Here is a 21,704-nt window from a genome sequence, read left to right on the forward strand (position 1 = left end):
CTTTCTTCTTTCAGGGCCAGTGATTGGCAGGCACCTCGCGCTCGCGCATGCGCACGATGCAGAAGCGATGGCCGGTCGGTGCTTCCATTACCCACCAACGTTTGACGAAGCCGATCCGGCGCGCGCCGAGCCTCTCCAGGCGGTCGGCCTCGGCGTCGATGTCGTCGCTCTCGATGTCCAGGTGCACCCGTGAAGGGTGATCGACGCGCTGTACTTCCACGTTCAGGCCCGCGGGAGCGCCATGCAGGTCGGCGTACTCGGCGCCATCTTCGGCATACGATGGCTGCGCCTGCAGGCCGAGTGCGGCCGCCCAGAAGCGTGCGCCTTCGTCAGCGGGCGTGTCCTGGCAGTCGATGATGAATCCGGCCAGACGGCTCTGGTGCGCCATGACGTCCTCCGCAGATTGGGAATGGAGGAAGGGTAGCGTGTCGCGTGCTGTGGACGTTGTCACAGTCATGACGTTTCTGACTCTGCCAGAACCGGGGCCTGCGGTGTAACTAGTGGGGCAGAGTCCAGGAGGGAAGGCGATGAGCGATGACAAACGCGATACCCAGCGCATGCTGTTTGGTGATCCGGGACCGCCTGGCGCAGGGCTGTCGGTAGCGGTCGTAGTGCTGATGGTGCTGGCGACGATGGCCGCTGCCATCGGTTTCCTGCGGCTGCCCGATCCGATGCTGGGGCTGGGGCTGATCGGCGTTGCCGTGTTTCTCGCCGTCGGCGCCCGCATCTGCCAGGCGCGCAACCAGCACCAGGCGTTGTACCGGCTGTTGTCGCGGCAGCCGCCGCCGTAGCCACGGCTGCCGCAGGGAGTCAGTGCTTCGGCCAGTCCAGCGTGACCACCAACGGGAAGTGGTCCGACGGCAGCACGCCATCGACGCGGCGATCATCGGTAAGGAAGCTGCGCGCATGGAAGCCCCGCACCAGCACCCAGTCCAGCTGTACGGTGGCCTTGCCGGTGAAGTTGTGGAAGGTCAGGCGCGGACCCTGCGGAGCCCTCACCTGGGTACGGGTGTCCAGCAGGAGGCGGGTGAACGCCTTGTAGGTGTCACCGCCTGGCTCGCTGTTGAAGTCACCGGTCAACACCACCGGCAGGTCGGCCGGCAGGGCTTCCAGGCGCTTGCCGATCAGCTCGGCACCCTTGACCCGGCGTGGTTCGTCCTCGTCGCGGTAGGGCAGGTGGGTATTCATGAAATAGAAGCGACGGCCGTCGTCCAGGCGCCGGAACAGGGCCCAGGTAACCATGCGCGGGTACAGGTTGCCCCAGGTGATGCTGCCGGGTACATCGGGTGTGTCGGACAACCAGAAGTTGCCGGATTCCTCGATGGCCAGCACCTTGCTGTCGTAGAACACGCCCATGTGTTCATCGCCGCTGCCACCGCGGCGGCCTTCACCGAACCAGCGGTAGCCGGGCAGGTGCCCTGACAGGTAGTCGGCCTGTTCCTTCACCAGCTCCTGCGTGCCGATCACCGTCGGATGCGCGTCGAGGATCACCTTGACCATGGCATCGCGACGGTCGGGCCAGCGCTTGCCCGGTTCGGTATCGGCCGGAGTGCGGACATTGAACGACATTACTTTCAGCGGCGCCGGTGCAGCAGCCCAGGCGACGCCAGGCAGAGCAAGCGCCAGCAGCGCACACAGCGCAGGGCGACGGAAACGCGACAACATCGTGGAATCCCTCCATTCCATGAAAACGGTTTCACGAAGCATGCCACGGAAGGCGAGGGCAGCGGTATGCCGGGATGGGCGGCTGGGAGATGCCGGGCGGGCGGTGAAGGCGCCGCCCGGCGGATCGCGCGGGCGCGATCAGGGGTCGTAGATCATCCCGTTTTCGTCGCGGTTGTAATGGCCGGTGACTTCGCGGGTGCCGTCGTCGTAGACCACGTACGACGTGCAGCGCTGGTGGAATACGTTGCCAGCGATGCGGAAGGGCACGCACTCTTCCTGGACCTCGATGACTTCGGCAGCCGTTGTGCTGGCGACAGGGGCCAGCATCAACACGGCCAGCACGGTGGCAAGCGAACATGCCGGTATGCCTTTATGCAGTCTCATTTCCACGCTCCTTGTCGATGAGGATTACATCAAGTAGGGATTGCCGTATTCGTCGATCCAGTACTCGGTGAGGAAAATCTCCCCGTCCGCATCGGGCATGGTCACGATGCAATGCTGGTGGATCCGGTAGCGCTCCACTTCAAAGGGTTCGCAGCGGGTCACGCTGCCGGGTGGGCTGGTTACCCCGGCGTTGGCGTTGCCGCTCGACATCATTCCCGCGAAGGCCACGGCCAGTGTGGCCATCGCGGCCAGGTGCAGTTTCATCGGCATCATCCTTGTGTCTGCAATCGCGCATCTGCGCGGTGTCGTGCAACTACCCCCGGTAGCGCATGCGACCGAGCGGCAGCTGCGGCATGCGCGCCGGCCCGGCGATCGGCCCGGCGCACTCCCCACCCGGCTCAGTCGCGCAGGTAAGGGTTGCCGTACTCGTCGATCCAATACTCGGCAGTGTAGACGTTGCCGAATTCATCGGTGTAGGTTTCCGTGCAGTGCTGGTGGACGCGGTTGCGGTCCACGTTCACAGGCACACAGGAAACATTCTCTCTCGGTCCCCCAGCATTGGCGTCCGCCGCCGGAGCCAGGGTTGCAGTTGCCACCACCAACGCGGCCATCGCGGCCAGTTGCAGTTTCATAAGCATCATCCTTGCTTTCTGCAATCGCGCACATGCGCATGGCGTGTGTAACACGTGAACCCGACCGCCGGAAGTGCCTTGCTGCGATCAGTCTTCGATCTCACCGCGGCGGCTGGCAGCACGCACTGCCTGCGCGGTGGTTGCCACGCCTAGGCGCTGGCGCGCGCGACGCAGATGGTTTTCAACCGTACGTGCTGACAGCCCCAGCGTGGCCGCGATCTCCGCCTGGCGACGGCCGGCGGCGACCCAGCGCAGCACCTCGCGTTCGCGCGTGCTCAACGTACGTCCGGAAAGTTCGCTGGGTGTCTCTGCAAGCCGGCGTGCGGCACGGAATGCTGCAGCTGCAGCAGCATCCAGCAGCAGCCGCGCGCTGGCCGATGCATCGATCGCTGTCCCGGCAAAACTGATCGCGCCTTCCAGGCCGGTGGTGCCGAACACCGGCACCTGCAGGCCGTGCAGGCCTTCACCACGAGGCTGCTTCACCACCTGATAGCGTTCGCCGCGAACGCCCTGGCGCTTGCTCCAGAAGAACGGCGCGTCACTGTCCAGCACGTGGCGATTGACCGGACAGGCGTGCAGGTAGCGCGCGAGGTCGGTACTGCTGCCGTCGCCGAACCAGTCGCCCTCGATCCAGTACACGCGCTGGGTACCGCGCTCCAACCCCGTGCCGGTGGCGAACACCAGCACGCGATCGTAGCCGAGCGGTGCAGAGATGCTGCGCAGTACCGCGCCCACCGCACTCAGTGAGCGAGCGCGTTCCAGTTCCAGCAACGCCTGCACCAGATCGCCCATCCCGGTCAGCGCCCGGCCAGTGCGTCGAGCAGCGTGCGCGCGGCCAGCTTGCCCAGCGCATTGCCGGCCAGCGGGCTGTCGCCGGTCAGCAGCAGGCGGTCCTGCAGCACGCTGCCATCGATGCCGTCATTGACGATCTGCACGCCCTGCTGCGCCAGGCGTTCACCGAAGAACCACGGCAGCTGCCCGGGCATGTAGCCGATCTCCGGCGTCTGCCGGTCCATCGCATCGGGGAAAGCACAGATGCGGTAGCCGCGGAACAGCGAACCACCGTCGGCCTCGTCGACGCCTGCGGCCAGCAACGCGGCCGGACCATGGCAGAGGGTGATGATGTGGCGTTGCTCGGCCATCGCCCAGTGCAGGGCTGCCTTTACCGCGCGACTCTGCGGCAGTCCGATAAGGGCGCCATGGCCACCGGGAATGAACACGGCTGCATAATCCGATGCGGCATCGAGGCCTGCCACCACCTCATCCAACGGCAGTGGCTGGCGGAAGCGGGCCTCGTAGCGGTCGTACAGTCCGCCGATCTCCTTGTCCTCGCGCGGGAACGCCCACCACTCGAACTTCGCGGCGTTGCCGGACAGCGTGGCCACATCGATGTCGAAGCCGGCTTTGTCCAGGTGGTACATCGGCAGCAGGGTTTCCACCGGATGGTTGCCGGTGGAGAACAGGTGGCCGTTGGCAGTGGGCAGATAGCGTTCGTCCGCAGCGATCATCAGCACCTTCCAGCGGCCGTCGCGGCGCGCGTCGGGATAGTCGGCACCGGACAGGTCGCTCTTCGCCGACGTGAACTGTGACAGCGAGTACGGAGACGGGAAGAAGGCGTCGCGCTCGGCCGGGTCGGGGCTGGGATGGCGGCTGGGCTCTTGCGTTTTCATGAGGACCTCCAGTGGGGTAGTGGAGCCAGCATAGAAGGGCTGATGCGTACGTGCGATGAGGGTTTTCCCCTCATTCGCGCGACGCTGCCATCTGTTGGCGCCAGGCATTCGGGCTCATGCCGAAAGCACGGCGGAACGCACGGCTGAATGCTGGTTCGGAGAGATACCCGACGTCTCCGGCGATCTGCGAAACCCGCCGGTTTCCGCTGCGCAGCAGCTCCGCGGCCAGCTGCAATCGCGATCCAGCGAGATAACGCATCGGTGACATGCCGGTGGCCAGGCTGAACCGCTGCGCGAAGTTCGAGCGGGACTGATTCAGGCTTGCCGCCAGAGACTCGACCGTCCATGCCTGTGCGGGGTGTGCCTGCATCAACGCCAGTGCCCGCCCGATCAATGGGTCGGCCAGTGCGTGCAGACGCTGGCAGTTGTGAGGGCTGGAGGTTCCCAGCCAGTAGCGCAGCGTCCAGACAAACAACAGGTCGAGCAGGCGTGACAGCATCAGCCCACTACCCAGCGTGGGCCGGGCCGCTTCAACCTGGATTGCGCCCAGGGTTACCGCCACCCAATCGGCTGAGCTGGCGGGAAATCCGTTCGGCATCCGGTCAACCCCGGGAACATGCAGCCAGCCGGGCAGGGCATCAAGCAGCAGCTGGCTGCCTGGGCCATCAAATCCAAAGGACGCCGTGGTCAGATGGGCAGGTTGCGGGGCGTCGCCGGCACAGTCGATGCGATGTGTCCTGCCATGCGGCATCAACAGCAGCTCGCCGGTCTGCAGTGGCACCACCGTGGCATCCGCATGCAGGCGTGCCGTGCCCTGTTCGATGAAATGGAAGCAGCCGCGCCCCTCGGCAATGATGCGGGCCCCACCGGGCTGCACGACGTGGCGGGTGATGTCGCCGCCGTGCATGCGCGAGGACTGGAAGATCGCAAACAAGGCGTCGGAGCCGGCCTGAAGCGATTCGGTGGTGTGGAGCCTTGGCATGGTTTTCAGGAGTCCGTGCATCGCCGCTGGCAGGGGCGATCCGTAGTCTGGTCGGGTGGCTTCAGGCAGCGCTGATGGCTGTCGGGCAACGATCCCATCCAAGTGAGGAGTTCTGCAAGATGAGCAAGCCAAGCATCATTCTGGTTCATGGTTTCTGGGGCGGCGCCGCGCATTGGGCCAAGGTGATCCTGGAGCTCGATCGCCGGGGCTTCCACGATCTGCATGCCGTGGAACTGCCGTTGACGTCGCTGGCCGACGACGCAGAGCGGACCCGGCGCATGATCCGCCAGGTTGCGGGGCCGGTGCTGCTGGTCGGCCATTCGTATGGTGGCGCGGTGATCTCCGAAGCCGGAAACGAACCCAACGTGACCGGCCTGGTCTTCATCGCCGCGTTCGCGCCGGATGCGGGCGAGAGCCCTGGCGGCATCACCCAGCAACAGCTGCCGCAGGCGGCGGCCAATCTGGCGCCGGACAGCGACGGCTACCTGTGGCTGCAGCCCGGCAAATTCCACGAGAGTTTCTGCCAGGACCTGCAGGCCGACGAGGCGCGGGTGATGGCGGTCACCCAGAAGGCGCCGCTGGCGAGCACGTTCGGTGATGCCGTCAGTGTTCCGGCGTGGCGGCATAAGCCGAGCTGGTACCAGGTCTCCAGCGCTGACCACATGATTCACCCTGATAACCAGCGGCGCATGGCGGCACGCATGCAGCCACGTGCCAGCATCACGCTGGATGCCAGTCATGCATCGCTGGCATCGCAGCCGGTAGCGGTGGCCGAACTGATCACCGAAGCTGCGTCCGACGGACAAGGCTGAGTTTCCCGGTCTTGCCGCGGTGGTGGTGTCCCGGCCGGCCAGAGCACCGCTGCCGTGATGCTGCCACGCCTAGCGTTACTTGTACTGCCGGTCGTGTTCCTGCATGTCTTCATGCAGGATCCGCCGCAGTTCGACGATGGCCGGCGTGGCTTCCTGCACGCTGTGCCCGGACACGATCACCTTCTCCGAATCCGCGTGCGGCAGGTGCGAGCTCCAGTAGGGCACCAGCCCGTCGTCGGTCTTTTCCAGCGGACCATCGGCCTTGGCCCGCGCGATGATCGAGTGGTAGTGCACCTTCGGCGACATCGGCAGGTCCGCCACGGCGCGCACGAAGGGATCGTCCTTGTCCAGATTCTGGATGCTGTTCATCTGGTAGCCGTGCTTGCCGTCGTTGCGATCGATCTGGCCGTCGTTGGCGATGGTGGCGACGTCTTCCAGCACGGTCAGCGGCAACCGCACCAGGCGACCGATCCAGCGGCCCAGGCGGGTGCCCGCCACATCGGTGCCGCGGTGTGGCGTGGCGATGAATATCACGCGCGATACTTCCGGCTCCGGCAGGAAGGTCAGTACCGGTGCGCCCTTGGTACGCAGCAGTTCACGCTGTGCCGGCGTCATCTGCGCAGTCTCCAGCAGGGTGTCGACCAGATGATCGCCGGAAGAGGAGATCATCAGCCGCGCGATCACGCCACCCATGCTGTGCCCGACCAGCACCATGTCATGCGAAGCCTGCGCCTTGCCGCTGGGGTCGAAATGCTTGAACACCTCATCCAGTGTGTGGCGCATCGAATCGTGGCTCATCGCGATGGGCATGTTGGTGGGGTAGTAGAACTGCCAGACCTGGAAATCCTGGCGGATCTCGTCGTCGCGCATCAGCTCGTTGGCGACGTTGACCCAGGCTTCCGGACTGCTGGCCAGGCCATGGATCATCAGCAGCACGCGGCGGTTCGGATCGTAGGGCTGCATCATGTACAGATGCGGCGTGTCGATGCCGCCTTTGCCGCCGAACAGCGAACGCAGTGATTGGTGGCTGAAGTTGGAGCGCGCCAGCCACAATGCGTAGCCTGCGGTGAAGTTCGCGGCCAATGGCACCTGCTGCCCATGCAGGGTGACTTCCGTGACCTGGTAGGGATCGTGGATCTCCAGTTCCGGCTCGTCGTCGTGCAGCACTTCCCACAGGTTCTTTCCGGAGAAGCGCAGCAGTACCGTCATCGATGGCGACGGCATCTCGCTCCAGCTCTGCGTGACCGGTGTGGCGGCCTGCGCGGCGGGTGTTGTGGCCGGCGGCGTGGTGGCCGTGGCGGCGGCCGGATCCTCCATCACGGCCACCAGTTCGGCACCGAAGCCATCGCGGCGATGCACGCTGCGCAGCGTGCCCGTGAACGACAGCGAGGCCGCCGGCACCAGTTCGGTGGGGGTGCGCGTATCCAGCGGCGATGCCTCGCCTGAAGGGGCCAGCACGAAGGTCCAGCGGCCCAGCTGGAAATGGCTGGCCTGGCTGTGCACGCGCCCGGTGGCATAGGCGTTGTACAACTGCACCGAGGCTTCCTGCACGGCCAGGTTGTAGTAGTCGCGCACCTGGGTCTGGCGGTCCTCGAAACCGCGCTGGTTGGCCGTTCGCTCGGTGAAGAACAGGTAGGCGTAGGCCTGCCGCGCGACCTGCATCCACGCGTCCAGGCGCGGCTGGAAGTCGGCATCCAGCTCGGTGATCGCACTCTTGGCACGGCCGGAGGTGGAGTACTCGCGCTTGGGCGCGGGCAGGGTCATCGCATACTGCAGCCACAGCTCGGCCAGGCTTGAGCGCTTGTCCTCCTCGCGCACCACGATGCTGCCTTCCATGGCCTCGATGCAGGGCAGGCCGGGCTTGGCGCAGACGCCTTCGTCGAGACCGGCCACGCGCAGGGTTTCCATGGTGGCCGAACTGAGCTTGCCGGTGGTCAGGATGTCGCCGCGCTTCAGGGCGATGTACTGGCCGGGGGTGACCGAGGCCACCTGCACCGACGGCCCGAACTGGCGCAACGTGGCGCAGCCGCCCAGGGTGAGCAGCACGGTGATGATGAGGGTCGTGCGGCCGATGAAGCCCAAGCCCGTGGTTGCCATACGATCCTCCTGCGCGGTGGCGCCACTCTAGCGGTCGGCATGTCAAAGCGGAAGATACCGGGCGGTCGGTTTGGAGCACGGAAGCGCCGCCAACCGGGCGATTCAGGCATTTCCGTGTGACACTGGGGTGAACAGGATGAATGCAGGGCTGCGATGCGCTGGCTTGAGACCCGTGTTCCTCCGCCTCTTGCGATGCTGTTGTGCGCCGCCATCGGTTATATGGGCAGCCGATGGCAGCCGGGCGGGGCGTTGCAGCTACCGATGCCTGAGTTGCTTGCGGGTCTGGTGATGGTCTTCGGCGTGGTCTTGAACCTGCTGCCGAAGCTGGCCTTCCGTCGCGTGGGCACCACGGTCAATCCCCTTCGGCCGGCGGCGTCGAGCGTGCTGGTCACGCACGGCGTGTACCGCTACACACGCAACCCGATGTATCTGGGGCAGGCCACTGTCCTGGCAGGTGCCATGCTGTACCTGCAGAACCTGGCCGCACTGCTGGCTGTGCCGCTGTTCGTGCTGTACATCAACCGGTGGCAGATCGTACCGGAAGAGCGGGCACTGTCGGCCCGCTTTCCTGAGGCGTACGCAGCCTTCCGCCAGCGAGTACGACGCTGGCTGTAGCGCGGGTCAGGCCGTTACGGCGCGATCTGGCACTTCACGGCGGCGGAATAACCTTCGTAATCGTCACCGGCAATCACGTGCAGGGTGTGGCGCTTGTCGATGCGCTTCACGTACGAGGGCTCTTCGGTGTTGGCGTATTCGTTGACCGTGGTCACCGACCAGGTCTTGGCGAGGCGCTTCGGATCGACACCATTCAAGTAGACGAAGACGCTCTTCTCGCCCTCGGCGACATTCACATCGGCATGGGTGACGGTACCGCCGAACAGGGCGACTGGCGTGGTTTCCGGCTCGAACGTGCCGCCAGGCTTCCTGGCCAGGCCGGCTGCCTGCAGGGCATCGATGGCCTCGGCTTCGCTGAAGTTCGAACCTGCCTTGCAGGCCAGCAGGGCCTCCAGCGTTGCGGTGCCGGCGGGAGCGATGGCAGGCGGCGGGGCTGCGTGGGTAGCCGAGCTCACGGCCAGAGCGGTCATGACCACGGCGAACGCGGTGTTTCTGGTTCTCATTGCAGGTCCTTCTGTACGTGACGGAGCAGCGCGCCCGGCACCGGGCGCGGAACCGGATTATGGGCCTGCTGATGTTGCCTGCGTGTACAGATCGGATGCGCGACGAAGGCGCAGCGACCTTGCCGGGCCGCTGCGCCATGCCGTCAGTTGCTGGCCGCCTTCACCGCTTCTGCGGCGTCGACAATGCCTGGCCCGCAACCCCCCGGGCAGTTTGCTGCCGCGATCGGGCGCGCAGTGCGACGCAGGATGTCCTTGACCTGGTCGGTGGTCTTGGGCACCGGCGCCACTGCCTGCATCAGCGCGACGATGCCGGCGACGTGCGGCGCCGCCATCGAGGTGCCGGACATGAAGTCGAAGGCGTTGTTGCCCACGGTGGACAGGATGCCCTGTGCCGGATGCTGGCGGGTCGGTGCGCAGTTGGTCTGGTTCGGCGGCGTGGCCAGCGGCAGGAACTCGCCGACGGACGCGCGGCAGGACCAGGTTTCACCACCGGGTGCGGTGATGTGGATGCCTGCGCCGTAGTTGGAGTAGAACGCACGACGACCGCCCTGATCGTTGGCGGCAACCGCAATCACGCCCTTGCAGTTCGCCGGAGCAAACTCGGACACATCCAGATTGCTGTTGCCGGCGGCGACCACCACGATCGTGCCCTGCGCGGTGATGTCGTCGATTGCATCCTGCTCGGCCGGCGAGCAGGCCCGGCGGCCGCCGAGGCTGAGATTGATGACTTCAGCCGGGTTGGCATTTGCCGGGACGTTGGGCACGTTGATACCCGCACTCCAGAGCATGCCGTCGATGATGTCGGCGGAACCGCCATTGCCCTGATTGCCGAGTACGCGCACCGGCACGACCTTCGCGTTGTAGGCCACGCCGGCGACGCCGATCTGGTTGTTGGTCACCGCCGCGACCGTCCCAGCGACGTGGGTGCCGTGAGCGATGCCCGAGGCATCGAAGGCATCGGCGTCGCGTCCGTCGCCATCGTCGGAGCCACCACAGCCGGGATTCATTCCCCCGATGATGCATTGCCAATCACTGAACGAGCGGGTGGACGAGATCATGTCGTAACCCGGCAACAGGTTCGCCTGCAGGTCGTTGTTGTTCAGATACCCCGAATCGACCACAGCCACCACTACACCCTGGCCGGTGGAGCGGTCCCACGCGGCCGGCAGGCGCGCACCACTGGTCGGATTGCTGTAGTGCCACTGCTCGCCGTAGCGCGGATCGTTCGGTGTGGTGAACGCGCTCATCATGTAGTTCGGCTGCACATACTCGACGTCCGGATCGTCGGCGATGCGCTGCATCAGGATCTGCGCTTCCGGAAGATCCAGTGCCTTGTCCGTGGTGACGACGTCGGCGCCACCGCCCATGCGGCGCTGGTGGGTCACTGCTGGGGCCGGCGCAGCGCCGATCGAGCGCTTGCTGCGTTGCTGGATGCCGAGGCGCTTCTTCAGCGCATCCTGTGCGGTGGTGGCCGAAACGCGCTTGCTGCTGCCGTCCCGGTACTTGACGATGAAACTGCTGTACTGCTCGTTGCTGGCCATGCCTCGCGTCCATACCCGTTCGGTGGGTTGGGCGAAGGCGGGGGCGCTGACCAGAACCAGGGTGATGGCGCTGGCAAGGGAAACCCGAAGCGACGTACGCATGGATACAGTTCCTTTGTGAAAGATGTGTCGAACAGGCCGTGCCCCTCGGGCGCGGCTTCATGTGAAGGGTGCGGGTGCTCCGTGGTCTCCTCTTGATGGCGACCCGGGACGAACGGCTTCGCGGACACATCCCCCCCAAGGGGAGGCTGGGAAAATTCTGAAGTGATTTAGTGATGTCGAAGGTGAGAGAAGATGCGCGGTGCCGACATTGCTTGACGGCATCGAATCGCGACTGCGCCCGGGCGGTGAACTCCGCGGCGAGGCGAGGCGGGCAATAAAAAAGCCCGGAAACCCACGTTGGTGGAATTTCCGGGCTTCTCCGGTCCTTGACGAACCGTTCGTTGGTGGAGGTGGGCGGAATTGAACCGCCGTCCGAAGGCACTCCATCCCCAGCACTACATGCTTAGCTCACCGTTGAATCTCATCCCCGAGCAGCACGGTGTGCAAAGCGCACCCGGGAACCAGCCTGTTGTGTTCTAGTGCCGGACTGACAGGCAGCCGCCCAGCGCGATTCCATGATAATGACTCTACGCTGCGAGCATGGACACAAGCAGTTTCGAGGCTCCGCCTAAGTCGGCAGAAGGTCACGCACCGCAGTTTTTAGGCTGCGAGAGCGACCGGAGCGTAGTTGTCGTCGTTGGCAACTAGAGTTTTGCAGCTGGATTTACGAGGAAAGCTACCCCCTCGGCATGCGCCAGGCGACTTCACAACCCCCGTCGAAACCAATGCACCCCCGGTTTCTTCAAGCATTGCAAGGCTTTGGGGCCAATGCCGGCAAAAAAGCTGACACTGACCCTGCCCAACGAAACGGATCTTACGGCAATCTTCCTGAACAGTCACGCGCGGTCAGGGCTGACGCTGAAATCGTTCAGCCGCCGCTGCTGTCCAGAGGCAGGCAGCGGGGCAGAGGCCGGCATGACAGCCGGCCCCTGTTTTCCAAGGTCGTGATGTCGCATCCCTGCTAGGGACGCCCCATTCCATTGCAGGCGTCCGGGTTGTTCAGTCCGGTCGAACTACTTGCAAGAGCGAATCGTGTCTGGATCGCCTCACGCCAACTCCTATCCAGTGGGTAGAACCAGTGCGCCCGTAATGTCGCGTCATTGGGCCCTTGATCCTGGCTGGAATCACCTGCGCTTCCGTAGTGATTGAAAAGGAATGAACGAATGGCGCTTGCAACACGCTTGTGGGCGGACTAACGGCACCGATCGTTGCGGGGATGCTCACATATTTGGGCGAGAACCCAATCACGCGGGCCACTTTCGTGGCATCGTCCCGGTTGACCATTAGTCTGGGCCAGTGTATCCAATGCGGCCATTACCAGAGTTGACGGTATCAAGCAGCGAGGTGTCTCCCGTTGCCACGGCAGGGAGAAAGTTTGAGGGCGCCGTGTTGTTTGAGAACAAGCCGGCGAAGCTCGTCTGGATCGAGAAGCCCGGCGCCGATCCACTCCAGTTGCTTTGCTGTTTGAGACTAGTCCCGAACAAATCAACCGACTTGCATGCCGCAGACAGAAAACGCGTGAGAACTTCAGTGCTACCGCTGCTCTCCGAGCGGTAAACCACAGTGATCGGGCCACTCTGACCCGACGACAAACCCGATGATAGTTGAGACCAGTCCGCTATCTTGCTTGAGAAGACACCACAGATATCGTTGATGGACAGGTCAAGCTTCGCGCCGGGCTTGTTGAAGGGGATCACGACTGGTACGAGCGCCGTGGGAATCTGGATGAGCGCTCCATATTTTTGGTTGGTTGTGGGTACGTTGTCGGCGTTGGTGTAGTCGGACAACTCGGTCGCCGTAAGAACGGAATCGCCTGCCGCAAAATGTACTGTGCCGATGTTCCCGAAGAGACTGGGATCATTGCTGAGAAACGCTTTCTTCTCTTTGCCGGAGCCCGTTACGGCGTAGCTGAAGCTGTTTGGAAGAATGCTGTCTGCTGATCCCTTGTAGAGGTTTGCCGGCACCGAGGCGCCGCCGCCTTGCACTGGGGACTGGGCGTAAGCCAAGTGGAACGGACTGGACAACGAGATAACGAGCAAAGCGGTCCTGATCGATTTCACGTTTACCTCTTGGCGGGCTGCTTTTGCAGAGGGGCGTCAAGGGAGGTTGCACAACGGTTGCTCGAACCCTCCAAGCCCCCCTATCCCTGAAGGACGATTCGATGTTCGATTGAATCAATGACATGCCGCTTAGAAATCCTGTGGAAGATCAAACGGTCATCCTTCTGTGAAGCCATCACGCTGAGAACCGGTGGCCATTGGAGGAGAAGGGCCAGTCCATGGATGGTGGTGCTGCTTTTCTTTTCCCTGCAACAGGCTTGGAGGCGGGTCCAAGGCATGCAGAGGGCGGCACTCTCGCCGCCAGACGCTGGAGAAGGACATGGAAGATGAGCGCCATAAGGCTCAGGTGGTCTCGATGGAGGCCTTCAAGGCAGCCCGGATGGGAAAGATCCCACCGGAGCTGCTGGATATGTATGACGAGCTGACGCGCGATCAGGATGCGTTGGCGCAGATCTCGATCATTCTAGTGGCGGCGCTGCGGAGACGATTGGGCCTGCCGGACCTGTAAGGTCCAAGGGGCCGCCGCGGCGGCCCCTTCAGGAACTGGCGCCGCTGGAAGCGGCATGATTCAGCTATGGCCAGGCATACGCCAGTGGCAGTTCATCGGCGACGCTGGACAGCACAAGCCCTGCTGACCCGGAGACAGGTCATAGTCCTCGCGCCGCCATCAGTCGCGTCTCATGCTCGTGCTCTTGAGTACGCAGATCGCTCTGTGCACGCGATTCAGAGGCCACCTCCAATCTGGAGAAACTGTCCTCGATCGGTGTATTCAACGCCGTCTGATAGTCGAAACCCGCCCGTAGATGCGCCGGGGAGTCGAGTGCCCCCTGCACGACAAAAGCTTGGCCACGATTTCCGACCACAAGGTGATCCACCTGACTCAACCCAGCCCGCTGGGCTGCGATGGTTCCGGCCATCGCCAAACGCTCAACTGCCTGATCCGGCAATCCACCCTGGGTGCATGCCAGTCTTTCTGCCGCTTGGAAATTCTGCTTGTAGATGGCATTTGCCTCGTGGTCCGAATGGCGCGGATCGAGGGTGGCGGTGCGGCCAGCCGGTGAAAGGGGGGCCGGTGCCTGCTGCTGCGATTGAACCGGCGCATTGAGCAGCGTGCCGTCTGAGCGCGTGAGTTGCGCATTGATCGGGTGGACAGGCCCACGCGGGTCACCGTCCTGCGCCACACGCTGTAGATGCTTGCCGAACTGATCGGCATTACCCTGCAGGCTACGGGCTATCCCGATTGCGAACTCAAGACCATCGCGCTGCGGCTGGTCGCCATAGCCAGCGCGAGCGATACCTGCCAATGGATCGAGATGTCCGAGGGGGCGCTCGACCATCTTCTGGGTTCGCTGCATGAATTCCTGCATCTGCGCTTCGCTGAAGCTGACCGAGACTTTTTCACCGGGACGGATCTGTCCCGGGCCCTCGGTCGATCCAGTTAAAGCCAGGTTCAACCCGGTGGCGATGTTGCGCTCCTCAACGGCTTCGTTTCGGCCACCAACCACCTTGTCCATAAAGCCGGGGGTCGGCACATCCGTGTCGACAAGGAACTGATACCTGCGCGCATCCACGTCCTCGCGGAGCGTTTCTCCGTCACGGATGAAGGCGCGCACAATCGTCAGCTTCACGTTGTCGTCATAGCTCAATTGCTGGGTGACTGTGACCTTGCCGTCGGGAGCCGTGCTCTGGATCGCCGTGCCAGTATTGCGGCGCCCCGCGATATCGGCACTCACCAGGTCATTGACCAGTCCCACTTGCAGCCGCTGCTGGGAGCTGTAGTCCAACCGCTCCAGCTGAGCCACGTTGCTCACGCCCGGCGTCTGATCGGCCACCTGGCCTGTTGCGAGCATTCGGATGTAGGCCGCACGCGCATCCGGGTCGCGCAGGTCAAAGTCGGCGGTCTGCAGTTTGGACTGTCCAAGCGCATCCTGGCGACCGGCCATCACGCGCGCAATGCCTAGATCGACGCCCACGCCCTGCAGGGATTCGATCGCCTTGTTGGGCCCCGTAACGACCCGGACATGGTGTTCGTCCAAACGGCTGATCGCGACACCGACCCCCTCCGCTTCAGTGAGCTGGTTCACCGTTGCGATGTGGCGGAACGCAACTTTCAACTCACTCTGCTGGAATTGCTGGCTATCCAGCAACACCCGGCCACCAATCGGCAGCGTGGTCGGGTTGAAGGGGTTCACTCTGGCAGCTTGCTCAGCCGTTGCAGGAGTGGATTTTCCGGTTTCAGATGCGGTGGTGTCAGGCAGGGAGACGCGATAGCGCACACGGGCACCCACCTGCGATCCGGCTTCAAGCTCGATACCAGCCAGACGCTCTTTGCCTTTGACTTCGGCGCGTGCGCCAACTGCAACCGACGCCTCAAGGCTGAACTGGGTGATGCGTTCGCGCTCGATACGGTTCTCGCCTGCCGTACCCGTTACCTCTGTCACCTTCTTCAACGTGGCGCCTGCAAGAGCCACCTCTGCCTGAGTCTTCTCGATACTACGTCCGGCAACCTTTACAGCGCCGTCTGCGGTCCGGGTAATCGAAGCGCTGTCACCCGGCAGTTTTGCACTGTGCTCAGTGCTAGAGCCGGAGTAGGTGGGGTCAATCGAATCGTCAGGATTGGAGGCCGTCGCAGTCATGCGAACTTCCTATGAAGAGGCGAGCCAGCCCAGAGTATAGACACCCTTCGGTTGATGGGGGGCGGGACGGTTGGCCGTTCTGCCTGACCCCAGCAGCAAAATATTGGGGTTGATAGCATCCAGACTCTCGATCTGCAGCCAATGGAAGGACGCCATGTCGCTTGAAGTCGCCGTAACCGATGATCCCAGCGACGAGGCGCTGGACCTAATTGGCAGTGGCCTGGACCAGTTCAATCTGAACGCAGCGGGTTACGCCGATCGGCGCACACTCGCGGTGCTGGTCACCGATCCGGCCAGTGGCGAGGTGGTGGGGGGGCTTACCGGGCGAACTTCACTGGGCCTGTGGTTCGTGGATCTGTTCCATCTGCCAGCGGCCTATCGCGGCAACGGGCTGGGATCGCGCGTGCTGAAGGCCGCAGAGGATGAAGCACGGCGTCGTGGTTGCCGTTCCGGCGTGCTGTACACCCTCAGCTTCCAGGCGCCCGACTTCTATGTGAAGCATGGATGGGTCGTGTTCGGCCGGGTGCCATGCGATCCGGTCGGCACATGCAGGGTGTTCCTCAGCAAGGATCTGTCGGCGGGGTGAGTGCTGCGGGCGAGCCGCGCGTCCTGTCAATCCGCAACTTGTTGTAGAGCGTCTGTCATAGCGGATTGCTAACTTCGTGGGCACGAATTTGCGACACACTGGCGACGACCATCCAGGCCAGGACAGACACGGAGACGGTGGGTGACCGATGCAAGCCAACAACGCAGCCTGCGGCAGCTGATCGGACCGGTCGGTGCCGATTACCAGCGACGCGCGTTGCCGCCGGGCTGGGTATGGGCGGTGCTGGCGGTGCTGCTGGCGGCCACCTGGGTGACCGAGTTGCCGGCCACGGCCGCTGCGGCACTGGTCGCCAGCGCGGTGGTGGTGCACTGGTCGCAGCGTGGTCGCATCCATTGGCTGGGGTGGCGCCTGCCGGGCCTGGCGGTGCTGGCGGCCTTGTTGTGGGGGCCGGAAGTGCTGTCGCAGTGGTTCGAACACGGGTTGGCCGTGGTGCTGATGTCGCTGGCCAGCCTGAGCATTGGTGTGCACGTGTGGCAGTCGCGACAGATGGCCCGCCGGCTGCAGGGTGCGGCCGACGCGCTGGACGATGCGCAGCTGCTGGCGCTGCTGCCGGCTGATGCCGCACAGCTGGCCCAGCAGTGGCGCTCGGGCGATGATCGTTACGCGCCGGAGCTGGCAGTGGTGATGCATCTGGCGGTGATGCACGCGGCACTGGCGCCGCGGGTGCGCAGGCAGGGCATGCTGGCGGGGTGACCAGCGTCTTGTAGAGCTGAGCCTGCGCTCGGCTGCTCTTCTTGCCGAAGCCGAGCGTGGCTCGGCTTTACAGACAGCCAAAGCAGTCGAGCATGGCTCGACTCTACAGGGTGATGCGCAACCGCCTTATGCGTCGCGGTTGCCGCGACGCATGACACGCTGCTTCTCGATCGCCCAGTCGCGGTCCTTGGCGGCATCGCGCTTGTCGTGGGTCTGCTTGCCCTTGGCCAGCGCGACTTCGAGCTTGATCTTGTTCTTGCTCCAGTACATCGCGGTGGGCACGATCGTGTAGCCATCGCGCTCGACCTTGCCAACCAGCTTGTCGATCTCGCTCCGGTGCAGCAGCAGCTTGCGATCGCGCCGGTCGTTGGCCACGACATGGGTCGAGGCCTGGATCAACGGCGTGATCTGCGCGCCGATCAGGAAGATCTCACCATCCTTCACGTAGGCGTAGGCGTCGACGATGTTGCCGCGGCCAGCACGGATCGATTTCACCTCCCAGCCCTGCAGGGCCAGGCCGGCTTCGAAGCGATCTTCGATGTGGTACTCGTGGCGGGCACGCTTGTTCAACGCGATGGTTTTGTTGGCCGTCGCGCTCTTTGCTTTATCCTTGCCGCTGTTCTTGCTCATTTCCGTATTGTCTCCGATTCGGGCCCGCCCGGTCGATTGCCGAAACGTCCTGTATTCATGCCTACTATCCGCCGCAGCGCCCTGGTCGAACATTCGGCCGCGCGCATGTTCGACCTGGTCAATGATGTCCAGGCCTATCCGCGCCGTTTCCGCTGGTGTTCGGCTGCCCAGATCCTGGAGCAGGGCGAGGACCGACTGGTAGCGCGCCTGGATCTGGGCCTGGGCTCGTTCAGCACCTGGTTCCAGACTGAAAACACCCTGCAGCGCCCGCACAGCATCGACATGCAGCTGCGCGATGGTCCGTTCAAGCAGCTGCATGGCCGCTGGGAGTTCCATGCGCTGGCCGAAGATGCCTGCAAAGTCACCCTGACCCTGGACTTCGAGCCCAGTTCGCGCCTGCTGGGGCCGGCGCTGGCGTTGGGCTTCCAGAGCCTGGCCGACCGCATGGTCAACGACTTCATCCGCGTTGCCGACGAGGCCTGAGCAATGATCGAGGTCGAGGTGGTGCTGGCCTGGCCGCAGCGGGTGCTCTCGCGCCGGTTGCAGCTGGACGAGGGCGCGACCGTGGCCGAGGCCATTGCCGCTGCTGCGCTGGAAGGCAGTGCAGGCTGCCCGGCGGCGGCCGTGCATGGGGTACTGGCGCGCCCGCAGCAGGTACTGCTGGATGGCGACCGCATCGAGCTGCTACGCCCGTTGCAGGCCGACCCCAAGGACAACCGCCGGCGTCGCGCGCTCGGCGGTTGATTCCTGCCGCCCGTCCGTGCGGACGGGCAGGGGGCGTCAGCGACCCTTCTTCTTCTTGTCCTTCGGCAGATTGCGGCCGAACTGGCGCACGGTCTGCTGGGCCAGGGCCTTGTCGTTACCCGGGAAGTAATCGCCTTCCCAGCGGGTCACGTTGTCATTGTCGAAGAACACGGTGAAGTTCTTCACCTCGGTGCGGCCCAGGCGGTTCACGCGCTGGCTGGAGGTGTAGTCCCAGCGCTGGGCGTGGAACGGGTCCGGAATGGACGGGGTGCCCAGCAGCGCAGTGACCTGCTGCTTGCTCTGCCCGACCTGCAGCTTGGCCACGGCATCTTCCCGGATCAGGTTGCCCTGATAGATGGGTTGCTTGTAGATGATGCCGCACCCGGTGGTGGACAGGGCGACGGCGGCGACCAACAGGAGATTGCGCATCGGGACTGGCGGTTGGGGAAATCAAACCGATGATACACTCCCGGCGTGCCACCGCGACCCAATCCGAGGCAGCTGGCGCTAAATCGCCAATGAACGGAGACCTATGGAAACCCACGACCTGCGAAAAGTCGGCCTGAAGGTGACCCATCCACGGATGCGGATCCTGGCGCTGCTTGAACAGCGCAATGCCCAGCACCACATGACCGCCGAAGATATCTACCGCCAGCTGCTTGAGCATGGCGACGAGATCGGCCTGGCGACGGTCTACCGGGTGTTGACCCAGTTCGAGGCCGCCGGTCTCGTGCTCAAGCACAATTTCGAAGGCGGCCAGGCCGTCTACGAGCTGGACCGTGGCGGCCACCATGACCACATGGTCGACGTGGACAGCGGCAAGATCATCGAGTTCGAGAGCCACGAGATCGAGGAGCTGCAGCGCAAGATCGCTGCCGACCACGGCTACGAGCTGGAAGAGCACTCGCTGGTGCTGTACGTGCGCAAAAAGCGCAAGTAAGCCGTTCCGGCCAGCCGTAGTGCGACGAAACCCCGGGCTTGCCCGGGGTTTTTCGTTGCTTACGGTAGATCCACGCCATGCGTGGATGGCCCCATGAGCACCTCAAGATCGACCGCCTCGGCCATGGCCCGGTTACCCGCATCGCCCGGGTGCAGGTGGTCACCGGAGTCGTAGGCGGCCGCCATCTGTGACGGATCGGCCGGGTCCCGCAGCGCGGCGTCCAGGTCGATCACCGCGTCAAAAGGGCTGTCCGTGCGCAGCCACGCATTGAGCTGCCGGCGCAGGACATCCTTGTCCGGGCGGTAGTAGTCATCCAGCGGCGTGTCGGGCAGGGCGCCGGCGAACGGTGTCAGGGTGGCGCCTACGATCCGGATACCTCGGCCTCGGGCCTGCTCGGCCAGGGCGCGATACCCCGCCTGTAGTTCCGCCAGCGCGGGCCGGGCCTGGTTGCGGGCGAACGCGGTGCCAGGCCAGCTGATGTCGTTGATGCCGATCAGCACGATCACACTGGCCACGCCGGGCTGATCCAGTGCATCGCGCTGCAAGCGGGCCAGAACCGACTCACCCATGCCGTCGCGCAGCAGCCGCCCCCCGGATATACCGGCGTTGACCACGGCGATGCCCCGCGGTGCCAGGCGCGCGGCCAGGTGGTCGGTCCAGCGCTGGTCCTGGTCGAGGCTGGCGGTGGCGCCGTCGGTGATCGAGTCGCCGATCACCACCACGCTACGTGCGCGGGCGGCGGCCTCGACCTCGATGCCGGCCAGGAACAGGCGGGCAGTGGTGCTGCTGGCCGCGCTCAGAGCCTGGGCCCGGCTCTGGTCGCCGGGCGCAGTCCAACTGGTCTGGCGGCCTTCCCAATGGAACGTCTGCACCGGCGTCGGCCCCGGCACGAAGACACTGACCTGCAGTGCCTGCCGGTCATCCGTGACCAGTGGCAGCGGATCGCTCAGCCGTTCCTGCCCGGGGGAGATCAGCACCCCGGGCTGGCCGTCGAAACTGAGCGGCTGCGGTGTGTCCCCCGCCCGGGCAGCCACGCTCGCTGCCCCGATCCGCAGCGGCTGGGTGCCGTAAGCATTGCTCAGCCGCACCCGCAGCCGAGGCCCGCCCAGGCTGATGCGCGCGGTCTGGCGGAAGGTCTGGTCATGCAACGTGGCCGGGACCAGGGTCGGGAACAGAAAATCCACGCCCCAGACCGGTTGCGGGCTGGCCTGCCAGCTGGCAACCCAGTGCGGGGCGGATGCGGCACTGGCGACGCCGGACAGGGCGAGCAGGGTGGTGGCGGTAAGGTGGCTCAGGCGGTTCATCGGGCGGTCCCGGGTGGAGGGACCACCATGGTGATTCCGTGGTTATCTGTGAACTAGACTGCGCATGGATAATCATCTGTGAACTGGATTCATTGCCATGGCGCGACCAGACATCAACCGATCCGGCGAGCTGGAAGTGTTCGTGCGGGTGATCGAGACCGGCGGCTTCTCCGCCGCCGCCCGCACCCTGGACATGACGCCCTCGGCGGTGAGCAAGCTGGTGGCCCGGCTGGAACAGCGGCTGGGCACGCGCCTGCTGCAACGCTCCACCCGCCAGCTACAGCTGACCCCGGAAGGCTGCGCGTTCTATGAACGTGGCCTGCGCGTGCTGGCCGACCTGGAGGAGGCCGAACGCTGCGCCAGCGCACATGCCGAGCCGCGCGGACGGCTGCGGGTCAATTCCAACGTGCCGTTTGGCCAGCACTTCCTGTTGCCGCTGCTGCCGGCGTTCCTGGAGCGCAACCCGCAGGTGGGCGTGGACCTGACCCTCAACGACGAGGTGATCGACCTGCTGGAGCAGCGCACCGATGTGGCGGTGCGGGCCGGGCCGCTGAAGAGCTCCAGCCTGGTGGCGCGGCGGCTGGGCGCGACGCGGATGATGATCGTGGCCGCGCCGGCCTACGCGCAGCGGCATGGGCTGCCGCGCGACGTTGAGGAGCTGCAGTCGCACAATCGGCTGGACATCGGCCATGCCCGGGCGATGCAGGGCTGGCCATTGCTGCAGGACGGACGCGAGCGGATGGTGCTGCCCAGTGGCAATGCCCGCGCCAGCAACGGTGATGCACTGCGGCAGCTGGTGCTGGGTGGTCTGGGCATGGCACGGCTGGCAGCGTTCCAGGTGCAGGCCGACATCGCTGCCGGACGCCTGCTGCCGGTGCTGGAGGAAGCCAATCCCGGTGACCTGGAAGAGGTGCACGCGGTGTTCCTGGGGCAGGGCGGCTACCTGCCGCTGCGGGTGCGCGCGTTCCTGGATTACCTGGTGGAAACGGTGGACCTGGCACGGCCCTTGGGGTGAGAGCGCCGGCGGACAGAAGCCGAGCATGGGCTCGGCTCTACATGTCGGTTTCGTTCGGGACGTTCCTGTAGA

26 protein-coding genes and 1 other RNA gene are annotated in these 21,704 nt (G+C 64.6%); 10 read left to right on the plus strand and 17 right to left on the minus strand.

From position 1 onward, the window contains the following. Positions 1 to 10: 10 nt before the first annotated feature. Positions 11 to 388 carry a VOC family protein gene (locus AC5QAH_RS10915; protein WP_241873877.1) on the minus strand — a complete coding sequence of 126 codons (378 nt, stop codon included), beginning with the start codon at positions 386 to 388 and terminating at the stop codon, positions 11 to 13. Positions 389 to 527: 139 nt separating this feature from the next. Here AC5QAH_RS10915 and AC5QAH_RS10920 point away from each other — a divergent pair, with 139 nt between their 5' ends. Beyond that, entirely contained in the window at positions 528 to 791 is a 264-nt protein-coding gene (locus tag AC5QAH_RS10920; RefSeq protein ID WP_010484415.1) for a hypothetical protein, read from the plus strand. A gap of 19 nt (positions 792 to 810) precedes the next feature. Here the strand turns inward: AC5QAH_RS10920 and AC5QAH_RS10925 are convergent, their stop codons facing one another. From AC5QAH_RS10925 to AC5QAH_RS10955, 7 genes are all read right to left on the minus strand, one after another. Beyond that, on the minus strand, positions 811 to 1,665 hold the full coding sequence (locus AC5QAH_RS10925; RefSeq protein WP_241873878.1) for an endonuclease/exonuclease/phosphatase family protein: 855 nt from the start codon (positions 1,663 to 1,665) through the stop codon (positions 811 to 813). Positions 1,666 to 1,803: 138 nt separating this feature from the next. Beyond that, the gene (locus AC5QAH_RS10930; RefSeq protein ID WP_049454704.1) at positions 1,804 to 2,049 is read right to left on the minus strand and encodes a hypothetical protein; all 246 of its coding nucleotides are present in this window, start codon (positions 2,047 to 2,049) and stop codon (positions 1,804 to 1,806) included. A 24-nt stretch (positions 2,050 to 2,073) separates the two neighbouring features. Continuing rightward, positions 2,074 to 2,313: a hypothetical protein gene (locus tag AC5QAH_RS10935; RefSeq protein WP_224329210.1), complete on the minus strand. Its 240-nt coding sequence runs from the start codon at positions 2,311 to 2,313 to the stop codon at positions 2,074 to 2,076. Between the two features lie 134 nt (positions 2,314 to 2,447). Further along, positions 2,448 to 2,681, minus strand: coding sequence for a hypothetical protein (locus tag AC5QAH_RS10940; RefSeq protein ID WP_049434923.1), 234 nt, complete (start codon positions 2,679 to 2,681; stop codon positions 2,448 to 2,450). 87 nt (positions 2,682 to 2,768) lie between these two features. After that, complete coding sequence (locus tag AC5QAH_RS10945; RefSeq protein WP_197597839.1) at positions 2,769 to 3,473, minus strand: PA1136 family autoinducer-binding transcriptional regulator; 705 nt, start codon at positions 3,471 to 3,473, stop codon at positions 2,769 to 2,771. Positions 3,474 to 3,478: 5 nt separating this feature from the next. After that, a complete protein-coding gene (hchA, locus tag AC5QAH_RS10950; protein ID WP_049454706.1) occupies positions 3,479 to 4,351 on the minus strand; it encodes a glyoxalase III HchA in 873 nt (290 codons plus the stop codon). Between the two features lie 70 nt (positions 4,352 to 4,421). Then, positions 4,422 to 5,354 carry an AraC family transcriptional regulator gene (locus AC5QAH_RS10955; protein ID WP_235650383.1) on the minus strand — a complete coding sequence of 311 codons (933 nt, stop codon included), beginning with the start codon at positions 5,352 to 5,354 and terminating at the stop codon, positions 4,422 to 4,424. A 98-nt stretch (positions 5,355 to 5,452) separates the two neighbouring features. Between AC5QAH_RS10955 and AC5QAH_RS10960 the strand changes: the two genes are divergently transcribed. Further along, positions 5,453 to 6,145, plus strand: coding sequence for an alpha/beta hydrolase (locus AC5QAH_RS10960; protein ID WP_019338357.1), 693 nt, complete (start codon positions 5,453 to 5,455; stop codon positions 6,143 to 6,145). A gap of 75 nt (positions 6,146 to 6,220) precedes the next feature. On the opposite strand, the gene AC5QAH_RS10965 is transcribed toward AC5QAH_RS10960, so the two are convergent. Further along, positions 6,221 to 8,242: an esterase/lipase family protein gene (locus AC5QAH_RS10965; RefSeq protein ID WP_241873880.1), complete on the minus strand. Its 2,022-nt coding sequence runs from the start codon at positions 8,240 to 8,242 to the stop codon at positions 6,221 to 6,223. A gap of 153 nt (positions 8,243 to 8,395) precedes the next feature. On the opposite strand from AC5QAH_RS10965, the gene AC5QAH_RS10970 reads away from it, so the two are divergent. Next, the gene (locus AC5QAH_RS10970) at positions 8,396 to 8,857 is read left to right on the plus strand and encodes a methyltransferase family protein (protein ID WP_049454711.1); all 462 of its coding nucleotides are present in this window, start codon (positions 8,396 to 8,398) and stop codon (positions 8,855 to 8,857) included. Between the two features lie 14 nt (positions 8,858 to 8,871). On the opposite strand, the gene AC5QAH_RS10975 is transcribed toward AC5QAH_RS10970, so the two are convergent. The 4 genes from AC5QAH_RS10975 to AC5QAH_RS10990 form a co-directional block, all read right to left on the minus strand. Next, a complete protein-coding gene (locus AC5QAH_RS10975) occupies positions 8,872 to 9,360 on the minus strand; it encodes a hypothetical protein (protein WP_049454713.1) in 489 nt (162 codons plus the stop codon). Positions 9,361 to 9,503: 143 nt separating this feature from the next. Then, on the minus strand, positions 9,504 to 11,003 hold the full coding sequence (locus tag AC5QAH_RS10980) for a S8 family serine peptidase (protein ID WP_495232339.1): 1,500 nt from the start codon (positions 11,001 to 11,003) through the stop codon (positions 9,504 to 9,506). 342 nt (positions 11,004 to 11,345) lie between these two features. Then, positions 11,346 to 11,738, minus strand: a transfer-messenger RNA (tmRNA) gene (gene ssrA / locus AC5QAH_RS10985). 548 nt (positions 11,739 to 12,286) lie between these two features. Further along, positions 12,287 to 13,063: a substrate-binding domain-containing protein gene (locus AC5QAH_RS10990; protein ID WP_241873881.1), complete on the minus strand. Its 777-nt coding sequence runs from the start codon at positions 13,061 to 13,063 to the stop codon at positions 12,287 to 12,289. A 319-nt stretch (positions 13,064 to 13,382) separates the two neighbouring features. Here AC5QAH_RS10990 and AC5QAH_RS10995 point away from each other — a divergent pair, with 319 nt between their 5' ends. Beyond that, positions 13,383 to 13,571 (plus strand): hypothetical protein, encoded by a 189-nt coding sequence (locus AC5QAH_RS10995; protein ID WP_049454717.1) that lies wholly within the window; start codon positions 13,383 to 13,385, stop codon positions 13,569 to 13,571. A gap of 139 nt (positions 13,572 to 13,710) precedes the next feature. On the opposite strand, the gene AC5QAH_RS11000 is transcribed toward AC5QAH_RS10995, so the two are convergent. Then, a complete protein-coding gene (locus AC5QAH_RS11000; protein WP_099560526.1) occupies positions 13,711 to 15,699 on the minus strand; it encodes an XVIPCD domain-containing protein in 1,989 nt (662 codons plus the stop codon). Positions 15,700 to 15,853: 154 nt separating this feature from the next. Here AC5QAH_RS11000 and AC5QAH_RS11005 point away from each other — a divergent pair, with 154 nt between their 5' ends. Next, a complete protein-coding gene (locus AC5QAH_RS11005; RefSeq protein ID WP_043399309.1) occupies positions 15,854 to 16,285 on the plus strand; it encodes a GNAT family N-acetyltransferase in 432 nt (143 codons plus the stop codon). Positions 16,286 to 16,426: 141 nt separating this feature from the next. Then, positions 16,427 to 16,999: a hypothetical protein gene (locus tag AC5QAH_RS11010; protein WP_010484444.1), complete on the plus strand. Its 573-nt coding sequence runs from the start codon at positions 16,427 to 16,429 to the stop codon at positions 16,997 to 16,999. Between the two features lie 126 nt (positions 17,000 to 17,125). Here the strand turns inward: AC5QAH_RS11010 and smpB are convergent, their stop codons facing one another. After that, positions 17,126 to 17,629 carry an SsrA-binding protein SmpB gene (gene smpB, locus AC5QAH_RS11015; protein WP_010484447.1) on the minus strand — a complete coding sequence of 168 codons (504 nt, stop codon included), beginning with the start codon at positions 17,627 to 17,629 and terminating at the stop codon, positions 17,126 to 17,128. Between the two features lie 57 nt (positions 17,630 to 17,686). Between smpB and AC5QAH_RS11020 the strand changes: the two genes are divergently transcribed. Continuing rightward, complete coding sequence (locus AC5QAH_RS11020) at positions 17,687 to 18,112, plus strand: type II toxin-antitoxin system RatA family toxin (RefSeq protein WP_010484449.1); 426 nt, start codon at positions 17,687 to 17,689, stop codon at positions 18,110 to 18,112. 3 nt (positions 18,113 to 18,115) lie between these two features. Further along, the gene (locus AC5QAH_RS11025) at positions 18,116 to 18,373 is read left to right on the plus strand and encodes an RnfH family protein (protein ID WP_010484451.1); all 258 of its coding nucleotides are present in this window, start codon (positions 18,116 to 18,118) and stop codon (positions 18,371 to 18,373) included. Positions 18,374 to 18,409: 36 nt separating this feature from the next. Here the strand turns inward: AC5QAH_RS11025 and AC5QAH_RS11030 are convergent, their stop codons facing one another. Beyond that, on the minus strand, positions 18,410 to 18,802 hold the full coding sequence (locus tag AC5QAH_RS11030) for an outer membrane protein assembly factor BamE (RefSeq protein WP_010484453.1): 393 nt from the start codon (positions 18,800 to 18,802) through the stop codon (positions 18,410 to 18,412). 103 nt (positions 18,803 to 18,905) lie between these two features. On the opposite strand from AC5QAH_RS11030, the gene fur reads away from it, so the two are divergent. Continuing rightward, positions 18,906 to 19,313 carry a ferric iron uptake transcriptional regulator gene (gene fur / locus AC5QAH_RS11035; protein WP_005409235.1) on the plus strand — a complete coding sequence of 136 codons (408 nt, stop codon included), beginning with the start codon at positions 18,906 to 18,908 and terminating at the stop codon, positions 19,311 to 19,313. 59 nt (positions 19,314 to 19,372) lie between these two features. Here fur and AC5QAH_RS11040 read toward each other — a convergent pair whose 3' ends face one another. Beyond that, entirely contained in the window at positions 19,373 to 20,617 is a 1,245-nt protein-coding gene (locus AC5QAH_RS11040; RefSeq protein ID WP_241873882.1) for an SGNH/GDSL hydrolase family protein, read from the minus strand. A 97-nt stretch (positions 20,618 to 20,714) separates the two neighbouring features. On the opposite strand from AC5QAH_RS11040, the gene AC5QAH_RS11045 reads away from it, so the two are divergent. Further along, positions 20,715 to 21,632 (plus strand): LysR family transcriptional regulator, encoded by a 918-nt coding sequence (locus tag AC5QAH_RS11045; protein WP_241873883.1) that lies wholly within the window; start codon positions 20,715 to 20,717, stop codon positions 21,630 to 21,632. The last annotated feature ends 72 nt before the right edge of the window (positions 21,633 to 21,704 follow it).

This window comes from Stenotrophomonas sp. YJH_SMC_43 (assembly GCF_059372535.1).